At 46.2% G+C, this 1,564-nt stretch carries 1 protein-coding gene; it reads left to right on the top strand.

Annotated features, from left to right (window positions below; translation table 11 throughout):
- Positions 1-307: 307 nt before the first annotated feature.
- Positions 308-1,282 (top strand): D-alanyl-D-alanine endopeptidase, encoded by a 975-nt coding sequence (pbpG, locus tag ACRCZA_RS10015; RefSeq protein WP_438674298.1) that lies wholly within the window; start codon positions 308-310, stop codon positions 1,280-1,282.
- Positions 1,283-1,564 lie beyond the last annotated feature (282 nt).

Genomic DNA, 1,564 nt, shown 5'->3' with positions numbered 1-1,564 from the left:
GTGTTAAGCATTTGAGTCAATCGCCGCATGCGGCTTAGGGAAAGCACCTAGGGAGTAGCCTGAGGGATGATATGCACAGCGAGGTCAACAACTTTGAATTATCATTTTGTTTTACATGGATTTTTAATTAATGCGTTGCAGTAAGGCTATGTTCCCTTGGGGTGTCATCAGTAACCGTTGGGCACAAAAATGTTGAATATCTTAATAAAAGTCTGATTACATTCTATTTCTTTCATCGCAGACCTCTTATACTTAGGCCATTGAGTGCTACGGCACATTTGGCCCCCATTAACTCAGTGAAACGAACATGAAGATCCATTCTCTGCTCGGTAGTGTTATTTTTGTATGCAGCAGTTTAACTGTTGCCACGACAGCTTATAGCGCCGATTCGGCCTCTGTCACTAAAAGCACCGCCACTAAAGCCACCACTAAAACGGTTGCCACTAAAAAAAATCAAGCAAAGCAGGAAGTTGCTGCAAATAGTGCCATGGTGGTTGACCTTAAAACCAATGAAGTGCTGTATTCGAGTAATGCCCATGCCGTGATGCCCATCGCCTCGGTGACGAAGTTGATGACCGCGATGGTGACCTTAGATGCCAAATTACCGATGGACGAAAAGCTCACTATCAATATCAGTGATACCAAAGAGATGAAAGGTGTGTATTCTCGGGTGCGGATTGGCAGCGAAATTAGCCGAAAAGAGATGTTATTGCTGACGCTGATGTCCTCGGAAAACCGCGCCGCCGCCAGTCTTGCACATCATTATCCCGGTGGCCATAAAGCGTTTATCAAGGCCATGAATGCAAAAGCAAAAGCATTGGGGATGAAGCACACGAAATACGTTGAGCCGACGGGTTTATCCCACAAAAACGTTTCCAGCGCCAGCGATCTGGTCGTGTTACTGAAGGCCAGCCAAGGTTACCCATTATTGGGGCAATTAAGCTCGACCGAAAAAAAGACGGTCACCTTTGCTAAACCTAAATATAGTTTAGATTTTCGTAACACTAATAGATTGGTTTATAAAGATAATTGGGATATCCACCTCACCAAAACCGGCTTTACCAATGCCGCGGGCCATTGCCTGGTGATGCGCACGGAAATGGCTAAGCGCCAAGTGGCCTTTGTGGTGCTCGATGCTTACGGCAAATATACCCATTTAGCGGATGCTAACCGGCTACGCAATTGGTTAGAAACCGGTAAAGTCACGCCTATTCCGGCAGAGGCTAAGCAGTACAAGAAACAGCGCAGTCAGCAGCAACTTGCTAAGGTGAGCGAGACCTAAGCATTAGCCCTGTGTCTTAGCCACGTATGGCAATCCTCACGCTAAAAGGCCAGATAGTGTTCTGGCCTTTTTTAGTTAACCTATTTGTCCAGAAATTGACCTGCTCACACAGAAATCAACCTATTCGCCTAGTAGTTATCCATTCGTTCTGCAGTGACCCCCTTAGTGCATTAGCCGAGCTCTTCACCGCTCCATCATTGCCAATTGTACCTGATTTGGGTGAATCCTCATGCTTTTGCTGCGCTGCTCATCACGATGGCAAGATCCTCAAGATGGCAAGAT

It is taken from the genome of Shewanella sp., from assembly GCF_051658185.1.
Classification (GTDB): domain Bacteria; phylum Pseudomonadota; class Gammaproteobacteria; order Enterobacterales; family Shewanellaceae; genus Shewanella.
Note: the sequence above shows the minus strand (reverse complement) of the source record. Positions and strands in the feature narration are given on the sequence as shown.

Excerpts from the sequence above, each read along its gene's own strand:
- pbpG (WP_438674298.1), top strand. The coding sequence starts at position 308 with ATGAAGATCCATTCTCTGCTCGGTAGTGTTATTTTTGTATGCAGCAGT.